Raw genomic sequence first — 21,392 nt, 5'->3', positions numbered from 1 at the left:
GCGAGTCTTCCTAAGATAATTCTTATTTTGATTTTAGCGAATAGTGCTGGCGAAAATCTGAACTTTGCGCGAGAATTAGCCCGCGCCAGTGTCCCTGGCGATAACCAAAATCATAAACACCTTCCTCTTTGACGGGCCGATAGCGATATCGGCCTTTTTTTTCGTCGACGCCTAGCGCAGCGATTTCAGCAGCGTTGGCAGGTCATCTTCGCCGTAAAGATGCAGCGCACCCACCGCCACGACGTAGCGACCTTTTGGCATCGTCGCCAGGCGATCGCGCCACAGCAGATTGCGCTGCCGCATAAGGCGGTCATTGAGTTCGCCACTGAAGGTGCTGGGCAGCGCCACCGGCTGCTGTTTGGGCGGCGAATCGAGCCACCAGCCGATCATGGTTTGCAGCAGCCGTGCGTTGGTGTGCCAGTGCTCCAGCGTATCCAGCAGCAGGGGCAGTCCGTCCTGCGGGAGCGACTTCAGCAGCGCAATTTGCGTATCCGGCCCTTCCAGTTCAATGATGGTTTTATCCGCGGCTTTTGCGGCTATCAGCAATTGATAATCAATGCCGTACTGCGGGCGCAATCCCAACCGCTGCGCCTGGTGCGCCTGAAGCATGAGCGCGATCTGCCAGAAGGGCAGGGTATCGAACAGCGCGCACGACAGCGAGAGCGTGTCGCACAGGGCCTCCAGTCGGGCGAGCGCCTCACTCTCCAAACGCGTGCTGAGCGGCGGCTGGTGCTCACTCCCGCTAAACGGCGAACTTCCTTGGGTGATATCGGCTTCCACGATCAGGGCATCGGCGCGGTGAAGCTGCCGCAATAAGCCAGCGGGCAGCGGCTGCATATTCGGCGTGCCCATGTGAATACTGCCCGCCAGGTGGAAGAAGCGATCGCCCAGACGAATATCGGTCGCCGGCCAGCGATAGCTGGGCGGGAACAGCGTCCCCATCAGCGATTGAAGCTGATGCCACAGGCTATGTTTCATGCCCCATCCTTGTTCAGTGAAAACCCCATGCTAGCGATTTCACCGGTTGAAAAACAGCGCCGTAAGGGCGATCAGCGTTGCGCAGGCGTAAAGCGCAGTAGCCGATTGGCGTTACTGACCACGGTAATGGAGGAGAGCGCCATAGCCGCACCGGCCACAATCGGATTCAACAGCAGGCCGGTAAACGGATACAGCACGCCGGCCGCCAGGGGGATCCCAAGGCTGTTGTAGAGAAAGGCGCCGAGTAAATTTTGGCGCAGATTACGCAGCGTGGCCTGCGCCATGGCCAGGGCGTCCACCACGCTGTGCAGATCGTTACGCATCAGCGTTATCGCGGCTGTTTCCACCGCCACGTCGCTGCCGCCGCCCATGGCAACGCCTACTTCGGCCTGCGCCAGCGCGGGAGCATCATTGATGCCGTCGCCCACCATCATTACCTTGTGTCCCTGCTGTTGCAGATGGCTGATGGCCTGCGCTTTACCCTCTGGCAGCACGCCCGCAATGACATCTTCAATGCCCGCCTCTGCGGCTATGGCGTGAGCGGTTTGGGGGTGGTCGCCAGTCAGCATGACCAGACGATATCCCTGCTGACGCAGCCGCTGTAGCGCCGCGCGGCTTTCCGGCCGCAGGCGATCGCGCAGCGCAATCAGGCCCAGCACCCCTTCAGCATCGGCCAGCAGCACCGGGGTTGCCCCCTGCTGCGCGTAGCGCGCGATATCGGCCTGCGCCGCTTGATAATCAATGCCGTTTTCCGCCAGCAGCGCGTCGTTGCCGAGCCATAACATGTTGTCCGCTACGGTAGCGCGAACGCCTTTGCCAGGGATTGTACGAAATTGCGCAATTGCGGCAGCGCGATGCGCGGGCGCAGCGGCCACAATGGCCTTGGCCAGCGGATGGTGCGATCCCTGCTCAAGCTGGGCGGCGGCCTGCAGTACGCGGGTTGGCTCCCAGCCACGATACCCGATGACGTCCACGACGTCGGGCGTGCCGCGCGTCAGCGTGCCGGTTTTATCAAACACCAGCGTATCGAGGGTGCTGGCGCGCTGTAGCGCATCGGCATCGCGCACCAGGACGCCGAGTTCGGCTGCCCGACCCACGCCTGCAATGATCGACATCGGCGTGGCGAGGCCGAGCGCGCAGGGACAGGCGATGATCAGCACCGTGGTGGCAATCACCAGGGTATACGCGAGCTGCGGCTGAGGGCCCACCAAGTACCATATTGCGCCGCTCATCAGCGCAATCAGCACCACGACGGGCACAAACACCGCCGAGATGCGATCGGCCAGGCGGCCAATATCGGGTTTACTGCTCTGTGCCTGACGCACCAGATTGATAATACGCGCCAGCGTGGTGCGGCTGCCGATCGCGCGCGCCTCAACGTGCAGCGTGCCGTCCTGCACCTGCGTGCCAGCGTAGACGGTATCACCTGTGTGCTTGGTTTGCGGGATGGCTTCACCCGTCAGCATTGCCTCATTCAGCCAGGCTTCACCGCTGACCACCTGGCCGTCAACCGGCACGCGATCGCCGGTCACCAGTTTGATGCGCATGCCCGGCGTCACGTCGCTAACGGGCAGGGATTTCTCGCCTTCCGGCGTAATAATGCACGCCTGTGCGGGCGTCAGATCCAGTAGCCGCTCCAGCGCCTGCGACGCGCGCTGGCGTGCACGCTGCTCCAGCGCGTGACCCACATTAATCAGGCCGATGATCATCACGCTGGCTTCGAAGTAGAGATGGCGGGCCGGCAGCGGGAAAAAGTCTGGCCACAGCGCCACGCTCATGGAGTAAAGCCAGGCGGTGCCGGTACCCAGTGCCACCAGCGTATCCATCGTGGCGCTGCCCCGTCGCAGACTGCGGAACGCGCTGCGATAGAAATGCCCTCCCGTGACCAACATGATGACCAGCGTCAGACCGCCCAGCACGCGCCATAGCGTCTGATTAGCAGGCGTCAGCATCATGTTGTCGCCCACCATGCCCCAGATCATCAGCGGCACGCCAAACAGCAGCGCCAGCGCCGCTTGCCAGCTAAAGCGGCGCATCGCTTCCCGGGCGCTCTGCTGCTGCCGCTCTCGACGCGTTTGTTCATCATCGATCGCTTCGGCTTTATAACCCGCGCGATCCACCGCCGCGGTGAGCGCTTTAGGCGTGACGTCGCCGAGGACCAACGCACTGCGTTCGCCAAGGTTGACGCGCGCCTGCTGTACCCCTGCGACCTGCTGCAGAGCCTGTTCCACGCGGCTGACGCAGCTGGCGCAGCTCATGCCCGCGATCAGCAAATGGTGCACGGGCAGGGTGTCATCGGCCGGGGTTGCTGCGGGTTCCGTTGTCAGCGCCTCCGGCGGCGGCTCTGCTGCTGTCAACGGCTTAGGCTTTGGGTCGGCTTTCACCGCGGCGTGATAGCCCGCTTGTTCAACGGTGGCAATCAGATCGCTAACGGGCGCACTGCCTATCACGCGCGCGTCCTGAAGCGTGACGTCGGCTTGCTCAACATCGGTGCGCTGTTCCAGCGCCTCTTTAACGCGTTTAATGCAGTGGCCGCAGGTTAACCCCTCCAGCGCCAATACGTGCGTATGTGACATCGTGAACTCCTTGGTAATCAGATTTGACTCGCTGCCTGCTTTACAGTAGTGAGTAGCCTGTTTTGTTGCGCGGTGACGCCTGGGTTGCGCCGGCCGCCGCTTGAAACATCACAGAATTAAGCCTAAACCTTCCATTGAGGTGAAGGTCAAGGAGAGAAGATGAATATTAGTGACGTGGCGAAAAAAACCGGGCTCACGCAAAAGGCGATTCGGTTTTACGAAGAGAGGGGCGTAATTACGCCGCCGCTGCGCAGTGATAACGGCTATCGGCGCTACGCCAGCCGTCACATTGATGAACTGCTGCTGCTGCGCCAGGCGCGGCAGGTGGGATTCACCCTTGAAGAGTGCCGCGAGCTGGTGGGGCTGTTCAATAACCCCGCGCGGCACAGCGCAGAGGTGAAAGCGCGCACCTTGCAGAAAGCGGAAGAAATTGCGGCGCATATCGACGAGCTCAAGGCGATGCGCGCGCAGTTGCTGGCGCTGGCGGCGGCGTGTCCCGGCGATGAGCATGCCGAGTGCCCGATCATCAATCAGCTGGCCAGCGGCTGTTGTCAGGCGCCGGATGCGTCCCGTTGAATCAGCAGCGTAATGCCCGTCACACCGGTGACAATCACCGGTGTTCCTGCTGGCAAGTCGTCGTGGGCCTGTACGCGCCAGCTGCTGTCGCCGATCCGCACATGGCCGACGCCTGAGACCAGCGCGCTCTCCAGCGTCACACGCAGGCCAATCAGCTGCGCACCGCGCTGATTAAGCGTATTAGGCTGCTGGCTGGCCTCACGTCGGCGCAGCCAGCGAAACCACAGGATCACACTCAGCAGCGTCAACACGGCGAAGAGCGCACCTTGGGCCGCCCATGACAGCGGATAGGCCCATTCGATCAGCCCGACCAGTACGGCCGCCACCCCGCTCCACAGCAGATAGCCGCTGGTACCGAGCATCTCTGCCGCCAGCAGCAAGCCGCCCAGCGTCAGCCAGAACGCATAGGGATGCGCGATCAGCGCCATCATCATGACGATTTACGTCCCTGCAACAGTTCGCTGATGCCGCCAATCGCGCCGATCAGGCTGCTGGCATCCAGCGGCATCATCACCACTTTGCTGTTGTTGGCCTCGCCAATTTTTTGCAGCGCGTCGGTGTATTTCTGCGCCACAAAGTAGTTCACCGCCTGAATATCGCCGGCGGCAATGGCTTGAGAGACCACTTTGGTGGCGTTGGCCTCCGCTTCAGCCTGGCGCTCACGCGCTTCCGCCTGCAAAAAGGCTGAGGTTCGCTCACCTTCCGCTTTGAGAATTTGCGACTGCTTATCGCCTTCCGCCCGCAATATGGCCGCCTGGCGCACGCCTTCGGCAGCCAGGATATCGGCGCGTTTGGTGCGTTCCGCTTTCATTTGCGCGTTCATGGCGGCGATCAGCTCCTGCGGCGGACGCACATCGCGAATTTCGATGCGGGTAATTTTCACGCCCCACGGATTGGTGGCCTCATCCACGATGTGCAGCAGACGCGTGTTGATGTTGTCGCGCTGCGACAGCATCTCATCCAGCTCCATGCTGCCCAGCACGGTGCGAATGTTGGTCATGGTCAGATTGAGAATCGCCAGTTCCAGATTGCTCACTTCATACGCGGCGCGCGCCGGATCGACCACCTGAATAAAGCACACGGCGTCAATAGTCACGTTGGCGTTGTCTTTGGAGATGATTTCTTGCGAGGGGATATCAAGGACCTGTTCCATCATATTGATCTTGCGACCAATACGGTCCATAAACGGCACCACCAGATTCAAGCCAGGCGGCAGCGTTTTGGTGTAGCGGCCAAAGCGTTCAACGGTCCATTGATAGCCTTGCGGCACAATTTTCACGCCAGCCCATACGGCCACCAGCGCCAGCACCACGAGTGCGGGGATCACAGTCAACATAAAACCTCCGGGTTGTCAGATTGTCGGGCCGAGTCGCTTCGGCCCGTGAAGCGTAAGGCCTCAGTAGAGCAGGGAATAGAGTTGGCGGCGATAGCGCGAAGCCAGCGCATCGCCGGTTCCCAGCGCGGCCAGAATTTCCTGGAACATCTTACGCACTTCGCCCTCACCGGCGCTGAGATCGCGCTTCAGGAAATGGAACAGCAGTTCCAGCGCTTCTTCGTTGCGGCCTACGTGATGCAGTTGAAGTGCCAGCTTGGCCGCCAGTCCGGCGTTCTCTGGCTCTTCAGCCATTTGCGCCTGCAGCTGCTGAATTTCCGGCGTATCGGCGGCTTGCTTTAGCAGGTCGATCTGGGAAATCAGGCTCTGATAGCGCGTATCCTGATCTTGAAGCGGCACGACCGCCAACACCGCTTCTGCTTCATCGCTACGGTTCAGCGCGATCAGCACCTCTGCCAGCAAAAAGCCGATTTCACTGTTCTGATTGCTGATCTGCCAGGCGTCTTTAAGCAGCGGCAGCGCGTCGAGCGGTTTGCCTTCCTCCATCAGCTGCATCGCCTGCTGCGCTTTGATTTCATCCTCGCGCGGCAACACTTTTTGCAGCAGCGCGCGAATCGCCTCTTCAGGCTGCGGGCCCTGGAAACCGTCTACCGGCTGACCGTTCTGGAACAGGTAAACGGTAGGAATAGCGCGCAGGCCGAACTGCGACGCGACCAGCTGCTCTTTATCGCAATCCAGCTTCGCCAGAATGAACTGACCGGCATACTCCTGCGCCAGGCGCTCCAGCACCGGCGTAAGCTCCTGGCAATGCTGGCTGCGATCGGACCAGAAGTAGAACAGCACCGGCTGCTGCATGGAGTGTTCCAGCGTCTGGTGCAGGTTGGATTCATTAATGTCGATAATCGAAGCGTGTGACATGGCTACGTCTCTTGGCAAAAAGTGTGTTCAGAATATGGGGGCGCACCGCCGAAGTTCAAGGCTGCGCTCGCCCCAGCTTAGTTGTTACGCAGCAGGCGATCCAGCAGCCAGCCGGGCAGGAGGCGTTTGAGCAGGCTCATCATCCATGCCACTTGCGTGACGGGATAACGCAGGCGCGGATGGGCGCTCTCCAGCGCATGGCGCAGCTTGGGGAGAATGGCTTCCGGCGGCAGCGTAAAGCGGGCGGCAATGCCGGGATTGCGCACCGGATTGTCCTGCTCACCCTGCTGCACGTTGTCCGTGAAGCGGGAGGCGATGGGGCCAGGCTCAATCAGACTGACGCGCACGCCAGAGCCATGCAGTTCCATGCGCAACGCATCGCTCCAGGCCTCAAGCGCCCATTTGCTGGCGGCATACGCGCCGCGTCCGGGCGTGGAGATCAAGCCCAACACCGAACTGGTATTGACAATGCGGCCCGCGCCGCTGGCCTGAAGCGCCGGCAGCAGCCGCAGCGTGAGCTGGTGCGTGCCAAACAGATTGGTGGAGAACTGCCGCTCCAGCTGCTGGCGTGACACGCTGGTCAGGGGACCGTACTGCCCAAAGCCACCGTTGTTGAACAGGCCGTGCAGGCGTCCGTCGCACAGGGCAAGCATGCGATCGGCAGCGGCATCAACGCTGGCAGGATCGTCCAGATCGAGCTGCACACCGCAGAAGCCCAGCGTCTCCATTCGCGCCACGTCTTCCGCGCGGCGGCAGGCGGCCAGCACGCGATAGCCGCGCGCCAGCAGATCGTTTGCTGCCGCAAGGCCAATGCCGCTGGAACAGCCGGTAATCACGATATTTTTTTGCATAGCTCTCAGAGTGCGAGTGAAGGTAGCCGTCAGACTTAATGAATTCACGGGCGCACGTCAACCGCTTGTTGACGCACAGCCCGCCTACACTTACTGCTGTTTGACCAGCGGTGCCAGCTGTTTGGCCATCACGTCAGCGATAAACGGCTGCGCGTCTTGATTAGGATGAATGCCGTCCTGCTGCATCCATTCGGGTTTGAGGTAAACCTGTTCCATGAAAAACGGCAGCAGCGGCAGGTGATAGTCTTGGGCGAGGCGCGGATAAATGGCGCTAAACGCCTCGGTATAACGGCGGCCATAATTCGCGGGGAGGCGAATCTGCATCAGCAGCGGCTTGGCATCGGCGGCGATAACCGCATCCACGATCTTTTTTAAATCCGCTTCGATCGCTTGCGGTGCAAAGCCGCGTAGGCCATCGTTACCGCCCAATTCGATTAACACCCAGCGGGGCTGATGCTGTTTTAATAAGCCGGGCAAGCGTGCCAGCCCTTGGCTGACGGTGTCACCGCTGATACTGCCATTGACCACATGCGGCTGCTGTTGCCAGGCTTTATCCAGCAGACTCGGCCAGGCGGCGGTTGCCGCCATGCGATAGCCGGCACTCAGGCTGTCGCCCAGCACCAGCAGGGTATCGGCAGCGGCAACGCGCGACACCAGCAATAACAACAACAGGAAGGGATAATGCCAGCGGAAAACATTCTTGAAGTTCATCATCTTACAAAGTCCGTCGGTCAAGGAGAGCATCAATTAACCATCCTTACCGGAGTTGACCTGGTTGTCAAACCTGCCGAAACGCTGGCGTTAATTGGGGAGTCCGGCTCGGGCAAATCCACCCTGTTGGGAATACTTGCCGGGCTGGATGACGGCAGCAGCGGCGAGGTGCGGTTGCTGGGCCAGCCGCTGAATCGTCTGAATGAGGAGCAGCGGGCCGCGCTGCGCGCGCGGGAAGTGGGCTTTGTGTTTCAGTCGTTTATGCTCGTGCCCACGCTCAATGCGCTGGAGAATGTCCAGCTTCCCGCGCTGCTGCGCGGCGACAGCGAACGTGACAGCCGCGCACAGGCGAAGGAACTGTTAGCGCAGCTGGGGTTACACGCGCGCCTGCACCATCTTCCGGCACAGCTTTCCGGCGGTGAGCAGCAGCGGGTCGCCCTGGCGCGGGCCTTTAGCGGCCGGCCCGGTTTGCTGTTTGCGGATGAACCCACCGGCAATCTCGACCGCCAAACCGGCGATCGCATCGCCGATCTGCTGTTTTCCCTCAACCGCGACTTTGCCACCACGCTGATTCTGGTTACCCATGACGAACAGTTGGCCGCACGCTGCGACCGCTGTCTGCGGCTGCGCGACGGTAAATTATGGGAGGCCGCATGATTTGGCGCTGGTTCTGGCGCGAGTGGCGTTCGCCGTCGCTGCTGATTGTCTGGGTGGCTTTAACGCTGGCGGTAGCCTGCGTGCTGGCCCTGGGATCGATCAGCGATCGCATGGAGAAAGGGTTGAGTCAGCAGAGCCGCGACTTTATGGCAGGCGACCGCACGCTGCGCAGCAGCACGTCGGTGCCCAATGACTGGCTGGCAAAAGCGCAGGAGGAAGGGTTATCCGTGAGCCGCCAGCTCAGTTTCATGACCATGACCTTCGCGGGTGAGACGCCGCAGCTGGCCGATGTCAAAGCCGTGGATGAGGCGTATCCTCTGTTTGGCGTGCTGCGCACCGAACCGCCCGCGCAGAAACCGCAGCCGGGCACGGTGATCGTCGCGCCGCGCCTGTTGGCGTTGCTGGGCCTGAAGGTGGGCGATGCGCTGGACGTCGGCGACGCCACGTTGCGCATCGCCGGCCAGCTCATTCAGGAGCCAGACGGCGGATTTAATCCCTTCCAGACCGCGCCGCGCCTGCTGATGAATCTCGTCGACGTCGAGAAAACCGGCGCGATTCAGCCCGGCAGCCGCCTGAGCTGGCGCTACACCTTTGCGGGGGACGCGGCGCCGCTGGCGCGTTATGACCGCTGGATTACGCCGCAGCTGAAAAACGGCGAACGCTGGATAAGCATTGAAAATTCAGACGATGCGCTGGGCCGCACGATGCAGCGCGCGCAGCAATTCTTGCTGATGTCAGCGCTGCTCACGTTGCTGCTGGCGATTGCCGCCGTGGCCGTGGCCATGCGGCACTACTGCCGCAGCCGCTACGATTTGGTGGCGATTCTGAAAACCCTGGGAGCCACGCGCCAGGCGCTGCGGCGGCTCATCATCGGCCAATGGCTGGCCATCTTGCTCCTGGCGGCGCTGGTGGGCGGCGCGCTGGGGCAGGGCATGGAAGCGCTCCTGTTGGTGCTACTGAAACCGGTGCTGCCCGCCACCTTGCCCGCCGCGAGCGCGTGGCCGTGGCTGTGGGCCGTCGGCGCGATGTTTGTCAGCGCACTGCTGGTGGGCGCGCGCCCTTACCGCCTGTTGATGGCGACCCAACCGCTGCGCGTGCTGCGACGCGATGCGGTTGCGGTGGTCTGGCCGCTGCGTATCTATTTACCTGTCATGGCGCTGGTGATGGTGGGGCTGTTGGCGCTGCTGCTGCGCGGCAGCACGCTGTTATGGGTGCTGCTGATGGGCATTGTGATGCTTTCCGGTTTGCTGGCGCTGCTCGGCTGGGGCACGCTGCTGCTGCTGCGCAAGCTGACGGTACGCAATCTGGCGCTGCGGCTGGCGATCAATCGGCTGCTGCGCCAGCCGTTAACCACGCTGAGTCAGCTGGCGGCGTTTTCGCTCTCTTTCATGCTGCTGGCGCTGCTACTGGTGATGCGCGGCGATCTGCTGGATCGCTGGCAACAGCAATTGCCCGCCGCCTCGCCAAACTATTTTCTGCTGAATATCGCGCCCGAACAGGTGCCGCAGGTGCGCAGCTTTTTACAGCAGCATCAAATCGTGCCGCAGACCTTCTATCCGATCGTGCGCGCGCGGCTGATCGCGCTGAACGGCCAACCGGCCGATCCCAAACAGGATAACGCGCTGAATCGCGAACTCAACCTGACCTGGCAGCGCGATCGGCCCGATCACAATCCGTTGGTCGCGGGCAGTTGGCCGCCACAGGCGGGGGAAGTGTCGATGGAAGCGGCGCTTGCCGAACGCCTGGGCGTGCAGGTAGGCGATACCTTGACCTTTAGCGGTGATACGCAGCAGTTCAACGCCAAAATAACCAGCTTACGCAAGGTCGACTGGGAAAGTTTGCGCCCGAACTTCTTCTTCATTTTTCCGCCGGGCGAGCTGGATGCGCAGCCGCAAACCTGGCTCACCAGCTTCCGCATGGAGAATAATCCTGCGCTGCTGGCACAGCTGAACCGTGCGTTCCCCACGCTGAGTCTGCTGGATGTGGGCGCAATGCTAAAACAAATTAGCCAGGTACTGACGCAGGTGAGCCGCGCACTGGAAATGATGGTGGTGCTGGTAACCGCGTGCGGCGTGCTACTGCTCATGGCGCAGATTCAGGTCGGCATGCAGCAGCGCAGACAGGAACTGGTGGTGTACCGCACGCTGGGCGCCAGTAAGCGGCTGCTGCGCAGTACGCTGTGGTGGGAATTTGCCCTGCTGGGGCTGGTGGCGGGCACGGCGGCAGCGCTGGGGGCGGAAGCGGCGCTGTGGGGGTTACAGCGCAAAATATTTGATTTCCCCTGGCAGCCGGATTGGACGCTATGGCTGATGCTGCCCCTGTGCGGCGCCGCCTTGCTTTCCGCCTGCGGCGGCGGGTTGGGGGTGCGGCTGCTCAACGGTAAGCGTTGGCGCGCAGGATACCAGGCCGGATAAAAGGGCAGGGATGAAACAGGCCGCTGAGGCGGCCTGTTGTCAACTTAAAGCTTTTCGATCGCCCACGCGATACCGCTGGCGTATTCCGTCGGCAGCAAGGGGACCAACGCCTGCAGCGCCGCCGTGAGGCGCTGTGGGTCGCTGTCCGTGAGGTTCAAATGGCCCACTTTGCGGCCGGGACGCACGTCCTTATCGTACCAGTGTAGGTGCACCAGCGGCTGGGTCAGCCAGGCGAGGTTGTTTTCGGTGCCAATCAGGTTAACCATCACCGACGGCGCCAGCACCACCGGCTGCGGCAGTGGCAGATCAAGAATCGCGCGCAAATGCAGTTCAAATTGGCTAATGGACGCGCCATTTTGCGTCCAGTGACCGCTATTGTGCACGCGTGGCGCCAGCTCGTTAATCAGTAAACCTGCTGGCGTGATGAAACACTCCATCGCCATCACGCCGACATACTGCAACGCATCCAGAATGGCGCTCAGCATGGTTTCTGCCTGCTGCTGCAGCGCCGCGTCTGCCTGCGGGAAGGCGACGCTGGTGCGCAGGATGCCTTCCTGGTGAAGGTTGTGCGTAAGGGGATAAAACACCGTGCTGCCATCGTTGCCACGCGCGCCGACCAGCGACACTTCGCCGCTGAAATGAATGCCCTGCTCAACAATGCATTCGCCGTAGCACTCGGCGGGCAGGCTGTTGGCGTCTGCGGCGCGCAGACGCCACTGACCGCGCCCGTCGTAGCCGCCGGTGCGGCGTTTGACGATGGCGAGCTCACCCAGCGAGCGGAATACCTCTGGCCATTGGTCCGGGCTGGACAGCAGTTGCCAAGGCGCGGTGGCTAAGTTCAGCTGGTCCAGCAGCTGCTTTTGCGTCAGGCGATCGGCGAGGCGGGGAAAAATGTCCCGGTTTACAAAAGCCGGGTGGCGTGCCAGTTCTCGCGTCAACGCCGTTTCCGGCCAGCGTTCAATTTCCGCCGTGATCACGCTCTGCGCAATGGGCAGCGCAGCCGGTTCGGCGTCAAGGCCAACCGGATGAACGGTGATCCCCAGCGGCTCACCCGCCTGGCGCAGCATGCGGCCAAGCTGGCCATTACCCAATACGCAAACCGGCTTCATACGCCCTCCCGTGGATCCGGGTGGTTGAGCACCTCATCCGTCTGCGCTTGACGCCAGCTTGCAAGGCGTGCGGCCAGGGCCGCATCGTGAATCGCCAGAATTTGTGCGGCCAACAGCGCCGCGTTTGCCGCACCCGCTTTGCCAATCGCCAGCGTGCCAACGGGAATACCGCGCGGCATCTGCACAATCGAGTAGAGGCTGTCGACGCCGCTCAGCGCCGCGCTCTGTACCGGCACACCGAGCACCGGCAGCAGGGTTTTTGCCGCCAGCATACCCGGCAGATGGGCGGCACCGCCCGCGCCCGCAATAATCACCTGAAAGCCTTTATCCGCGGCGGTTTCAGCAAAGCTGAACAGTTTATCGGGCGTGCGGTGCGCAGAGACCACTTCAACGTGAAACGGCACATCCAGAGTGTTGAGAATTTCCTCGGCGAACTGCATGGTTGCCCAGTCACTTTTGGAGCCCATGACAATGGCGATACGGGCCGGGGCGGCGGTGGATGACATGCGGTCAACTCCTGTGATTTACAGATGGTCTTGGCCGAGCGGGCCGGTAAAGAAGGGCACAGAGAATAGCACGAGATAACCTCAAGGAAAACGGTTGCGTAGGCGGAAAACGGGCCGTTATGCCCGGGGTTTTAAAAAGGAAACGTGATGAGCGTGACGCCGCTGGCATCCAGTTGGATCATGGAGCCATTGTCATGCCATGCACCCAGCACCGCGCGTTCCGCAGGCTGACCGTGGCAAGAAATACGATGAATAGCGGGACGGTGCGTATGCCCATGAATCAGGGTGCGTACCTGCTGGCGTTGCATCGCGGCCTCAACGGCCTTCGAGTTAACATCCATGATCTGCTGCGATTTATGCTGGTTGGCCTGCTTACTGTCGGCGCGCATCCGTGCGGCAATACGCATTCGCACGCGCAGCGGCAGGGCAAGGAACAGGCGCTGCAGCCAGCGCTGATGCACTTTGGCGCGAAAGCGCTGATAACCTTCGTCATCGGTGCATAAGGTATCACCGTGCATGATCAACACGCGCTGGCCATACAGGGTTAACACCTGTTCTTCAGGCAGCAGCGTCATGCCGCAGGCCGCAGCGAAGCGTTCACCCAGCAGAAAATCGCGATTGCCATGGATAAAGAACGTGGGTACCGGCAGCGCCTTGAGCGCCTCAGCCACCTGTTGATGCAGCGGATTAGGATCGTCGTCGCCAATCCATGCCTCAAACAGATCGCCCAAAATATACAGCGCATCACACTGCCGGGCTTCACCCTGCAAAAAATGCAGAAAACCGGCAGTGATTGCCGGTTCTTCTGTGCAGAGATGCAGATCTGCAATAAACAGCGTGCGCGACATTACTCGCTGACGGTGACTTTCTGGATCACAACGTCATCAACCGGCACGTCCTGATGCATGCCGCTGCGGCCAGTTTTCACTGCTTTAATTTTTTCCACCACGTCCATGCCTTCAACCACTTCAGCAAACACGCAGTAACCCCAGCCCTGCAGGCTTTCGTCGCGGAAGTTAAGGAAGTCGTTGTCAGCCACGTTGATAAAGAACTGTGCGGTCGCCGAGTGCGGCGCCTGGGTGCGCGCCATTGCCAGCGTACCTTTGGTGTTCTTCAGGCCGTTGTTGGCTTCGTTGCGGATCTCTTCTTTGGTGGCTTTTTGCTTCATGCCCGGTTCAAAACCGCCGCCCTGAATCATAAAGCCGTTGATGACGCGGTGGAAAATGGTGTTGTCGTAGAAACCTTCGCGGCAGTAATCCAGGAAGTTTTTAACGGTAGCGGGCGCTTTGTCATCGAAAGTTTTAATGACGATATCGCCATGGTTCGTCTGGAAAGTGACCATTTTCTGTATCCTGTACGGTTGTCAGCTGTATCAATTGCCCGGCCCGAATTAAGGCGGGGCATTTTCTAGACGCTTCTTATATCACAATTTCACGCGGGTCGTCAGCACGGCGGGCTAAGCGAGCGATGCACAGCAGCGAAAAATACGGCACAATATTCCGCTACGCTGGTAAGGCGTATCCCGCAAACGTCTAAAACGGAATCGTTCAATGCTGAAGATCTATAACACGCTGACTCGACAAAAAGAGGAATTTAAACCCATCCACGCCGGCCAGATCGGCATGTACGTCTGTGGTATCACGGTTTACGATCTTTGTCATATCGGTCACGGACGCACGTTTGTCGCGTTTGACGTTGTCGCGCGCTACCTGCGTTACATAGGCTATCAGCTGAAATACGTGCGTAATATCACGGATATTGACGACAAAATTATCAAACGCGCCAACGAGAATGGCGAAACGATCGACGCGCTGACCGATCGTATGATCGCCGAAATGCACCGCGATTTTGCCGCGCTGGGTATCCAGCCGCCGGATCTGGAGCCGCGCGCTACGCGCCACATCAGCGAAATCATCGAACTGGTTGAGCGCCTGCTTGCGCGCGGCCATGCCTACGTCGCGGAAAACGGCGATGTGATGTTTGATGTGCTGAGCGACAAGGACTACGGTGCGCTGTCACGTCAGGATCTTGAGCAGCTGCAGGCGGGCGCGCGCGTTGAAGTGGCTGATGTGAAGCGCAACCCGATGGATTTTGTGCTGTGGAAAATGTCCAAGGCCAACGAACCCTCATGGGCATCGCCGTGGGGGCAGGGGCGTCCGGGTTGGCACATTGAGTGCTCGGCAATGAACTGCAAGCAGCTGGGGAGCCATTTTGATATCCACGGCGGCGGCTCGGACTTGATGTTCCCGCACCATGAAAACGAAGTGGCGCAGTCCACCTGCGCGCACGACGGCCCCTACGTCAACTATTGGATGCATTCAGGAATGGTGATGGTTGACCGCGAGAAGATGTCAAAATCGCTGGGCAATTTCTTCACCGTGCGTGACGTGCTGCAGCATTACGATGCCGAAACCGTGCGCTATTTCTTGATGTCAGGGCACTATCGCAGCCAGCTTAACTACGGTGAAGAGAATCTGAACCAGGCGCGTGCGGCGCTCGAGCGCCTCTATACCGCGCTGCGTAATACCGACGCCGGTGCCGAAGCAGTGGGCGGCGAGGCTTTTGAGGCGCGCTTCCGTGCGGCAATGGACGATGACTTCAATACCCCGGAAGCCTATTCCGTGCTGTTTGATATGGCGCGTGATGTCAATCGCCTAAAAACAGAGGACAAGGGCGCAGCGAATGGCCTGGCAGCGAAACTGCGCCAGCTGGCGAACGTGCTGGGCATTCTGCAGCAGGATCCCGAACAGTTCCTGCAGGGCGGCGCCCAGGAGAATGGTGATGAGGTGGCCGAGATCGAGGCGCTGATAAAAATGCGCAACGACGCGCGTCAGGCGAAAGACTGGGCGCAGGCGGACGTGGCGCGCGATAGGCTGAACGCGCTGGGCATTATTCTGGAAGATGGTCCGGAAGGCACGCGCTGGCGTCGTAAATAAGCCGTGTCAGGCAAGACCTGCCAGCGCGGCAGGTCTTGAGGAAAGCACGGCGCGTAATCATGGGGCGGATAATGTCTGTTCGCCCCGCCTGAATGGTCATGGAGACAGGCCAAACAGACTCACCGCATATTGGGCTGGTTTTTCTGAACGGGCCCATTAATCTACGGGTGAACGGAATTCCACGTCGAAATACCCCAAACCCGTGTTCTGGGTATTCACATTAAATGTTTCTTTTCGCATGCCGTGCACGTATTCACAGCTCATCCCTACGGCGTCCAACGCCGGTGCCATCCCGATCGCCTGCGCGCCTTGCCAATGATGCGTGTTTACATGCGCCGCGCCCACCAGCGCGACGTACTTGCCTCCATTACGCTGCGGGGCATCCTCAATAATTGCTTTAGACATGATGTAATTTCCCATGGCAACGCGTACCTGAAACCGGTCGACCGCATTGACGGGCCGACTATTGACATCACTGGTTAACGATCGGCTGTTTACATCAAAATTAATCACCTCGGCATCGATAGGGATAATTCGAATTTTGTTTGCTGGATTATTTATATTATGGATGCGAACTTGCTGGAAGATTCTATCAAGATTATATTCACGCTCATCAATGCCGTTGCTGTTATCAATACCTTCTATTGCGTTTTTTAGTCGAAAAGAAATGACGTTTTTTTCATTAAATTTGGCTAAGTCATTGGCAAGGTATTCCGCTGTAAAGCCTTCAAGGTAAAGGGTGTTAACGCCATTGTTGCTAAATGCGGGTATGTTGTTGCAAATAAAATTTTTTGAAACGATTTTATCGTGACTTTCACCAATGATAAGACCGTCACTGATAGAAAAAATATGATTAATTGCGTTATCAGAGGTTTCCATGTTCATGCCAGTCAGCACGTTACGATAGCGATTCATGACATGATTCCCGTGCGGGTACCAAGGGGAGTGTGGATTGAGCAACTGCTGCTTATAGTCATGTGCGAGTTGGTTATACTGCGCATCGATAGCCGGCTTGGCGATATCGTGTAATTTCTGGCCCCCAACGCGTGTGGATGTGAGTGGGTCGTATAAAGCAAAGTGAACATCGGCTGCGTTTAACGGACAAGAAATCTCGTGCAGTGTACGCTGTTCATTTTTAATTTCATTGGGTAAGAACGCGTAATCATAATAACGTTTTATTGCATTGATTTCAGCTGCATTATAACTGGCGATTGCAGTAGGCGTATAATCTAAGGTTTCAAGCTTCCCTTTTATTTCTGCGGGCGTCATTGCAGCAAGGCTGTTCTTTACGGTTAAACGCTTGCTTTTCATGAAAATCAACATCTGATAGGCATCAAGCTGGTTATTCAGAAAGCGATTAACCAAGTCATCGGCACGGGGCGCAAAGGGCATTTTTTCCGCCTCAGCCTTGAAAAAGGCCAGGTTAGCATCGTTAAAATTAAAAAAGCTCTTGATCAAAATGTCATTTTTTATTTTATCGACCTGTTGTTTAAACGTTAATGGCGCTGCCCCAGACGATCGCGTTAATTGCCGCAATTGCAACTTTAGCTGCGCGGGGGCTGTGTGTGGAAAAGCGGCGGGAAGGGCTTGCATAAGCATATGTGCCTGGCGGGCGCTCAATTGATAATATTCTGACAGCGCCAGCGTGACGCTGAGGGTTTTGACGATTTCCTGCTGCTCATGGGTTGACGTATGTCTACGATAGGCGAGCAGCGCCTGTACCGTTTGCTCACTTTGCGGATCGATGCCATGCCGGGAGGAGAGCAATCGCGGAAGCTTTCTGGTTTGTGAGGAAGGTAAACCGGGAATGCTTTTCGCAATGAGTATCGCAGCTTGTTCGTCAACCAGTCGCTTTAGGTGTAAGGGGAGCGTATTGTCCTGAAGCGCCCGAAAAATCTGCAAGACTTCCGTATATCCCTCGGCGATGAATTGCGTATGGTTGTTTAAGTTGATGATCATTTCATCGATTTCTTGACGTCTAAGGCTATAGGCCTCTTTGATCAAGGAATTAACGTGATCACCCCCTAGCAATCCTGCATGATCTTTCATCCATCTTCCTTGCCAAACAATTTTTTCCGTTGGGCCGAGTGGACGTTTCGGATCGATCAAGCGAATCCTTTTTCCGCCTTGTTCAAACCTGACTCTGTAGATCAGGTCGGCTTCATCGCTGTACTCCCGGTCGCGAATATAATAATTTCCACCCATTTCCCATATTACTGCATCGTGTTTTTCGCCTATTTTGTGTGGTTTTGCCGTAGAGAGATCCACGGTTACGGCAAGATTGCGATTGAGGTGGTTGCCGTGAAAAAAACGCTGCTGGCGAAGAATGCTCTTTTTCGCGCCCCTCACGTCGGCCATGTTGCTGAAATGAGTTTGCTGGCTCAAGCGCAGCAAATTTTCCATTCCGCCCGGCATAGCGGTAAACGCTTTGGTGCTTTGTCTGGAGAGTTTAACGAGGTCCATTATATCAATGCCTGCGGTAGCAATATCCACAAAGCTGAAGAGGAAGTTGACGGCGGCATCCTCTCCTTCACTCTGTCGTAACCCGTTTGCTGCATCAATAAGGTTGTAGGTTGCCAGGCCCGTGCTGCCTAAAAAACACGCGGCGTTCGTTACCGGGCCACCGGCGATACATACTGGTAAAAGCGCCATATTGACCCCGGTTAAGATCAGATCTTTTATCACCTCTTCGCGGCTTAACGTCAGCGATGAGGTGTTCTCAATGCGATCGTCCAGCATGTTTTCATAAAGATTAAAATTTTCCTGCGGCATTGCGCCCAGCTTAAACATGTCAGTGTTAAGGATACCGATCCCCTCGTGCGCCTGTTTTTTATTTTTAATCAGCGCCCAGTTCTCTACGGTATCTCTGGCTTGCGGATCGGTTTTCAGCAAATCGATAAAGGTATCTTCATCAAATAAATTTCTGCCATGGAAGTAAGTGCGCGTAAAAATATAATTCTTGCGCACCAGGGTTTTACTGCTTGAATCCATGCGGTTGGCGAAGGTGAGAAGGTACATGCCTGAAATCTTGGCGCCGTTGACCCTTAACGGTGAAAGAGTGTCCTCGGAACCGGATGTGTCAGGATACCGATTGATCAAGGCGGTGAGTCGCTTGGCCTCCGCAGGAGAAAGTTGGCCATCCGCTTGTTGTTGACGCACCGCATACGTCAATTCCGCCAGTTCCTGCGCAATGAAGGCATCGTGTAATACGTTATTCTCCGCTAAATTTTTATCCTTTAACGACGTTAAGTAGGTCTTGTGCTCATCACCGACATAGAGAGATTTCAGTGCTTCATCCAGGCCTTGCCGAATATCAGGGTGATTAAGTCTAAAATAGAGGGCGAGAGCGTTGGAGAGCTTTTTTCTTTCTGTCAAAGGTAACGAAGAAATAAAGGTGAAGTACGGATGTAAATGATTGGGTAAGATCCCGCGATTAATTGCCTTGCGCAATTTCTTTTGAAATTCATTAAGCTGCGCAGGCGTCATGTTCTTAATCATACGGTATTCCAATAATTTCGCCGGGATGATTTCAGCATCTCTCGGAAAATTAACGCTGTTTCCCTGCGCACGGCGCACGTTTTTTGCATACTCAGTAAACGTCGCCATGGTGCCATATAGCCTGACATGATATTTATCGGGGTTAAATTTCTTGCTGCCACGTAAAACATCTTTGTCGCGTAAGAATTGCGTGAACATATCCGCGTTTTTGATGCGATGGGTCGTGAAAGCATTCAGCGTCAGCAATTTTCCGCGCGTCACCTGCTGCCAGTGTTTTTTCGCATAAACCACAGCTTGCGCGGCGTTTTTCACCTCAACGCTGCGGTCCAGGCCAGTGATGTGATAGTCATAGAGCCGATTGGAAAAAGATCGCATGACGCTGTAATAGTCACGATCGTCGATATCGGTATATATCAGCTTTGCCTGATAGGTATCCCAGGCATCGTATTTACTTTTTAGCTGTGAAAAAAAGTGCGCAATGTCGAATTGAACGTTATTTTTGCCGTGCAGTTGCGCAGAGATCGCGAGCGGTGGGGGGCTATTTTTGTGGTCAACGGTGACTTCATGCTGCAGTTGTCGCTTTGAAATAAACTCATACAGCGCTTTTTTATCCTTGAAAAAGTAGTGCTGTTCGTCAACGTCAGCGTTAAAGAAAACGATGCCACCCTCTTTTTCTTCAAGAATGAGCCAACCACGAAGCGGGATATCAAGGCGCTCACCGCTGAGCGTCGTCATGGAAAAGGCGACATGTTGCGCGACAATCGCTTTGCTACCTTGCCGGAATGCATTAATGATATCCAGTCCCTTGATATGGCCGTCGCGCAGGAGATCGCCTTTGAAATCCGCCTCCAGAGAAACCTGATCGAAACGCGCCATGAGCCGCTCATGATAGGCGGCAGAAAGATCCGGGGCGGTGAAGAATTGCGCTGCTTCAACCGGTGGTAAGGCGGTCAAGGCCTCGACCAGCCGCTGCTGGTTCTCTGGCTGCATCAGCACACCGTTCTCGTAGATGCGGAGATCCCCGGCATTCAATAGCGCGGTTATACTGCCGGCGAACCAGGCATTTGCCAGCGAGACCGTTTCCGCCGTGCTGATCCGATGGCGGCCGACAGAATGCTCAACGGTGGCACGCAGCGTGATGCTGTGGGGCGCCGTCAACACCCCGTGCTTTGTCAGAAAATCACGAACCGGCGCGAGTTGGTGCACTGCGACCCGGGCAACGGCGTGTTTATAGCGCATATCCGCGCTGGCAAAATTATCGCGCGCGGTTTTTACCGCATGTTGCACATCTTCATTCGCATCCTTCAGCCAGCTCTCTTGGCGCGTCAGCGTACTTTGCCATTCCTTGAAATACGCTTCCTGGCTCTGCTTATAACGCCGGTTTTTTTGCGGAGAGACGATCGCTTTAAGGGCGCGGGTGAACGCATTGTCGCCCAGGCTGCGTTTCACGGGCTGTACGTTAAGTGTGCCATCTGCGGTATCAGCCTGTAGCTGCTGAGCCAGCGCCAGCGCGGGGCCGAGCAGGTGATAGCGCGCTAACAGCGCGTGTGCGGCCCGGTGAAAAGCGGGATTGTGCAGATCGTGTCGGTATTGGTCGTACAGGGCGTGCAGTTCTTCCATCGCCGTGTGGACGATAATGCTCTCGCCAGCGTGATCAACATACGCGGTGGTTGAGGTGAGGCGCGTCCTGATATGTTCCAGCTCGCTGTGCGCAGAAGGAGCAGGGTGAACGACTGTGGCAGACTGAACCTGCGCCGCGGCGGTTTGACTATTAAGGCGTGCCGGTGCGATATCGCTAGCGAGCGATCGCTTTACTACCGTTTTTTGTTGAGGCGCGTAACTCCGCGTCCGGTAAGTCTCGGCGAGTTCTTGCAGGTGCTGGGTATCTGGGCTGATTTGATGCGCTTGAAAGCCGTCCCGGTTATGGGTTTCCGGGGGCTGCGCGTAACCCGGAAAGACCATGTTGAGAAAGGCGCTGGACCAGCTTTGGCGCTTTTTTGCGGATTGCGCGGCCTGCGCGGGCGCGTTGGAGAGAAAAGCATCTGTGCTATTGGGACCCGTGTTTTTTATGCTGGTCACCACCTTTTCGATGGAAAAGGGCGGCTCAAAGCGGGGGTTTAACGGTATGTCCGCTACGCCGCGCACGTTTGTCAGTGCGTTTAACATCGGGCTGTTGACCGGCTGCGGATGAGACGTCGCTGTGCCGGCTGCCAGTGGGTTGACTGGCGGAAATAGGATGGCATTGAGAGGCATTTTTTCGTCCTTTAAAACAGGCTGTGCGAAGGAACGCAGCGCGCAGCGCGATGCAGCACGTCGCGAAGTACAGAAA

Annotated in this window: 16 protein-coding genes; 4 read left to right on the top strand and 12 right to left on the bottom strand. The window is 57.7% G+C overall.

The window, feature by feature from the left end:
- Window positions 1–171 precede the first annotated feature (171 nt).
- Together LU196_RS02260 and copA are read right to left on the bottom strand one after the other, a co-directional pair.
- The gene (locus LU196_RS02260; protein WP_232758100.1) at window positions 172–978 is read right to left on the bottom strand and encodes a TraB/GumN family protein; all 807 of its coding nucleotides are present in this window, start codon (window positions 976–978) and stop codon (window positions 172–174) included.
- Window positions 979–1,049: 71 nt separating this feature from the next.
- A complete protein-coding gene (gene copA, locus LU196_RS02255; protein WP_232758099.1) occupies window positions 1,050–3,554 on the bottom strand; it encodes a copper-exporting P-type ATPase CopA in 2,505 nt (834 codons plus the stop codon).
- A 159-nt stretch (window positions 3,555–3,713) separates the two neighbouring features.
- Here copA and cueR point away from each other — a divergent pair, with 159 nt between their 5' ends.
- The gene (gene cueR, locus LU196_RS02250; protein ID WP_232758098.1) at window positions 3,714–4,130 is read left to right on the top strand and encodes a Cu(I)-responsive transcriptional regulator; all 417 of its coding nucleotides are present in this window, start codon (window positions 3,714–3,716) and stop codon (window positions 4,128–4,130) included.
- Here cueR and LU196_RS02245 read toward each other — a convergent pair.
- The 5 genes from LU196_RS02245 to tesA form a co-directional block, all read right to left on the bottom strand.
- On the bottom strand, window positions 4,106–4,564 hold the full coding sequence (locus tag LU196_RS02245; protein WP_232758097.1) for an NfeD family protein: 459 nt from the start codon (window positions 4,562–4,564) through the stop codon (window positions 4,106–4,108). The two genes, cueR and LU196_RS02245, sit on opposite strands and share 25 nt — an antisense overlap.
- Window positions 4,561–5,466 carry an SPFH domain-containing protein gene (locus LU196_RS02240; protein WP_232758096.1) on the bottom strand — a complete coding sequence of 302 codons (906 nt, stop codon included), beginning with the start codon at window positions 5,464–5,466 and terminating at the stop codon, window positions 4,561–4,563. The genes LU196_RS02245 and LU196_RS02240 overlap by 4 nt, the downstream gene beginning before the upstream one ends.
- A gap of 60 nt (window positions 5,467–5,526) precedes the next feature.
- A complete protein-coding gene (locus LU196_RS02235) occupies window positions 5,527–6,381 on the bottom strand; it encodes a co-chaperone YbbN (RefSeq protein WP_232758095.1) in 855 nt (284 codons plus the stop codon).
- A gap of 77 nt (window positions 6,382–6,458) precedes the next feature.
- The gene (locus LU196_RS02230) at window positions 6,459–7,232 is read right to left on the bottom strand and encodes an SDR family oxidoreductase (protein ID WP_232758094.1); all 774 of its coding nucleotides are present in this window, start codon (window positions 7,230–7,232) and stop codon (window positions 6,459–6,461) included.
- A gap of 90 nt (window positions 7,233–7,322) precedes the next feature.
- Entirely contained in the window at window positions 7,323–7,946 is a 624-nt protein-coding gene (tesA, locus tag LU196_RS02225) for a multifunctional acyl-CoA thioesterase I/protease I/lysophospholipase L1 (protein ID WP_232758093.1), read from the bottom strand.
- Between tesA and ybbA the strand changes: the two genes are divergently transcribed.
- Both ybbA and ybbP read left to right on the top strand, forming a co-directional pair.
- Window positions 7,914–8,600, top strand: a complete 687-nt coding sequence (gene ybbA / locus LU196_RS02220) for a putative ABC transporter ATP-binding protein YbbA (protein WP_232758092.1) — start codon at window positions 7,914–7,916, stop codon at window positions 8,598–8,600. The genes tesA and ybbA overlap by 33 nt on opposite strands.
- The gene (gene ybbP, locus LU196_RS02215; protein ID WP_232758091.1) at window positions 8,597–11,014 is read left to right on the top strand and encodes a putative ABC transporter permease subunit YbbP; all 2,418 of its coding nucleotides are present in this window, start codon (window positions 8,597–8,599) and stop codon (window positions 11,012–11,014) included. The genes ybbA and ybbP overlap by 4 nt, the downstream gene beginning before the upstream one ends.
- Window positions 11,015–11,058: 44 nt before the next feature.
- Here the strand turns inward: ybbP and purK are convergent, their stop codons facing one another.
- The 4 genes from purK to ppiB all read right to left on the bottom strand — a co-directional run bounded on the left by purK (window position 11,059) and on the right by ppiB (window position 13,971).
- Window positions 11,059–12,123, bottom strand: a complete 1,065-nt coding sequence (purK, locus tag LU196_RS02210) for a 5-(carboxyamino)imidazole ribonucleotide synthase (RefSeq protein WP_232758090.1) — start codon at window positions 12,121–12,123, stop codon at window positions 11,059–11,061.
- On the bottom strand, window positions 12,120–12,629 hold the full coding sequence (gene purE, locus LU196_RS02205) for a 5-(carboxyamino)imidazole ribonucleotide mutase (protein ID WP_232758089.1): 510 nt from the start codon (window positions 12,627–12,629) through the stop codon (window positions 12,120–12,122). The genes purK and purE overlap by 4 nt, the downstream gene beginning before the upstream one ends.
- A 131-nt stretch (window positions 12,630–12,760) precedes the next feature.
- Window positions 12,761–13,477: a UDP-2,3-diacylglucosamine diphosphatase gene (gene lpxH / locus LU196_RS02200; RefSeq protein ID WP_232758088.1), complete on the bottom strand. Its 717-nt coding sequence runs from the start codon at window positions 13,475–13,477 to the stop codon at window positions 12,761–12,763.
- Entirely contained in the window at window positions 13,477–13,971 is a 495-nt protein-coding gene (gene ppiB, locus LU196_RS02195; protein ID WP_232758087.1) for a peptidylprolyl isomerase B, read from the bottom strand. Before ppiB ends, lpxH begins: the two co-directional genes overlap by 1 nt.
- Window positions 13,972–14,179: 208 nt before the next feature.
- Between ppiB and cysS the strand changes: the two genes are divergently transcribed.
- Window positions 14,180–15,565 carry a cysteine--tRNA ligase gene (cysS, locus tag LU196_RS02190; protein WP_232758086.1) on the top strand — a complete coding sequence of 462 codons (1,386 nt, stop codon included), beginning with the start codon at window positions 14,180–14,182 and terminating at the stop codon, window positions 15,563–15,565.
- A gap of 156 nt (window positions 15,566–15,721) precedes the next feature.
- Here cysS and LU196_RS02185 read toward each other — a convergent pair whose 3' ends face one another.
- Window positions 15,722–21,316, bottom strand: coding sequence for a hypothetical protein (locus tag LU196_RS02185; protein WP_232758085.1), 5,595 nt, complete (start codon window positions 21,314–21,316; stop codon window positions 15,722–15,724).
- Window positions 21,317–21,392: the final 76 nt, after the last annotated feature.

Origin of the sequence: Pantoea sp. Mb-10, assembly GCF_021272205.1 — a bacterium.
GTDB lineage: Bacteria > Pseudomonadota > Gammaproteobacteria > Enterobacterales > Enterobacteriaceae > Pantoea.
The sequence above is the reverse complement of the archived record's forward strand: the minus strand, read 5'-3'. Positions and strand labels throughout refer to the sequence as shown.